Below are 243 nucleotides of genomic sequence, written 5' to 3' on the forward strand. Positions count from 1 at the left end.
TAAGTAGGCATCGCCCAGGTTGAGGTGGGCTACCGCGCGTGACGGGTCGAACTTCAGCGGGTTTTCCAGCCAGCGTGCCGCTTCAGCGTAACGCTGCTGGCGGTAGAAGACGAAGCCGAGGTTGTTGGCCGCCTGGGCGAAGTCCGGTCGCAGCTTCAGCGCTTCGGTGAAGTGGGCAACGGCCTCGTCAGAGCGCTTCTCGCGGTACAGCTGCAGGCCCCGGTCGTTGGCCTGCTGCGCGCG

General features: G+C 65.8%; 1 protein-coding gene. It reads right to left on the reverse strand.

Annotation, left to right across the window (positions count from 1 at the left end; translation table 11 throughout):
• A partial coding sequence (locus tag ACQG3P_RS22080) for a tetratricopeptide repeat protein (RefSeq protein WP_426806244.1) occupies positions 1-243 on the reverse strand: 243 nt, incomplete at both ends.

This window comes from Stenotrophomonas sp. SrG (assembly GCF_050031795.1).
GTDB classification, from domain to species: Bacteria; Pseudomonadota; Gammaproteobacteria; order Xanthomonadales; family Xanthomonadaceae; genus Stenotrophomonas; species Stenotrophomonas rhizophila_A.